Source organism: Paraburkholderia sp. USG1 (assembly GCF_031570135.1).
Lineage (GTDB): Bacteria > Pseudomonadota > Gammaproteobacteria > Burkholderiales > Burkholderiaceae > Paraburkholderia > Paraburkholderia dioscoreae.
This window is the reverse complement of record NZ_JAMWXW010000078.1, coordinates 1-1,511: the sequence shown is the minus strand read 5'-3', so window position 1 is coordinate 1,511 and position 1,511 is coordinate 1. Positions and strand designations below refer to the sequence as shown.

Here is a 1,511-nt window from a genome sequence, read left to right as displayed (position 1 = left end):
GCGAGAAACAGGCGATACACCGGATTCCGCGTCTCTTCCCAGTTCGGATAACCGAGCGTGGCGAGAAACTGTTCGAACGCCGCGTTCTCGCTCTCCGGCACCTGGATGCCGACCAGAATCGAGCTGTAGTCCGCGCCCTGGTTGCGGTAGTGGAACAGGCTGATATTCCAGTTCGGCGCCATCGACGAAAGGAATTTCATCAGCGCGCCCGGACGTTCGGGAAACTCGAAGCGGAACAGTCGTTCGTCGTGCGCCAGAGGCGAGCGGCCGCCGACCATATAGCGGATGTGCTGCTTGGACAGTTCGTCGAACGTGAGATCGACGGTGGCGAAGCCGTGCGCTTCGAACGCACCCGCAATCTGCGCGGATTCGCTGCGATTCCTGATCTGCACGCCTACGAAGATATGGGCGGAATGCGCGTCCGCAATGCGGTAGTTGAACTCGGTGACGCTGCGCGTGCCCACCAGTTCGCAGAAGCGCCGGAAACTGCCGCGCTCTTCGGGGATCGTCACGGCGAACACCGCTTCGCGTGCCTCACCGACTTCGGCGCGCTCGGCCACGAAGCGCATGCGGTCGAAGTTCATGTTCGCGCCCGACGTGATCGCGATCAGCGTCTGGTTCTCGATGCCTTCGCGCTCCGCATACTGTTTCGCCCCGGCCACCGCGAGCGAGCCGGCAGGTTCCAGCACGCTGCGGGTGTCCTGGAACACGTCCTTGATGGCGGCGCATAGGGCGTCGGTATTCACGAGCAGCACGTCGTCGAGATATTCGCGGCAGAGGCGAAAGGTCTCTTCACCGACCAGCTTCACCGCCGTGCCGTCCGAGAACAGACCGACCTCAGTCAGCGTGACCCGCTCGCCGGCTTTCAGTGACGCGGCCATTGCGCACGAATCGTCGGTCTGCACGCCGATCACCTTGATCTCCGGGCGCACCGATTTCACGTATGCGGCCACGCCTGCCGCGAGTCCACCACCGCCGATCGGCACGAAGATCGCGTGAATCGGACCCTGATGCTGGCTCAGGATCTCCATTGCCACCGTGCCCTGGCCGGCGATCACATACGGATCGTCGAACGGATGCACGAAGGTCAGGTCGCGCTCTTCCTGCAGTTTCACCGCGTGGTCATACGCGTCGCTATACGATTCGCCGAACTGCACGACTTCGACGGTCGGGCCGCCGTGCGCGCGCACCGCATCCACTTTCACCTGCGGCGTGGTGACCGGCACCACGATGATCGCCTTCACGCCCATGCGCGCGGCCGAAAGCGCGACGCCCTGCGCATGATTGCCCGCCGACGCGGTAATCACCCCGCGTTCCAGCGCCCCGGCCGGAATATGCGCCATCTTGTTGTACGCGCCGCGCACCTTGAACGAGAACACCGGCTGGTTGTCCTCGCGCTTCAGGTAGACCGGATTGCGCAGACGCGCCGACAGATTCGGCGCGCGTTCGAGTTCGGTCTCGCGGGCCACGTCGTAGACGCGCGCGGTCAGGGTTTTCTTCAGGTAGTCGTG

The 1,511-nt window shown here is 63.9% G+C and carries 1 protein-coding gene; it reads right to left on the bottom strand.

Annotated features, from left to right (window positions below):
• Positions 1-1,511 (bottom strand): threonine ammonia-lyase, biosynthetic (ilvA, locus tag NE850_RS39315; protein WP_310700421.1); only part of this gene is annotated, 1,511 nt, incomplete at both ends.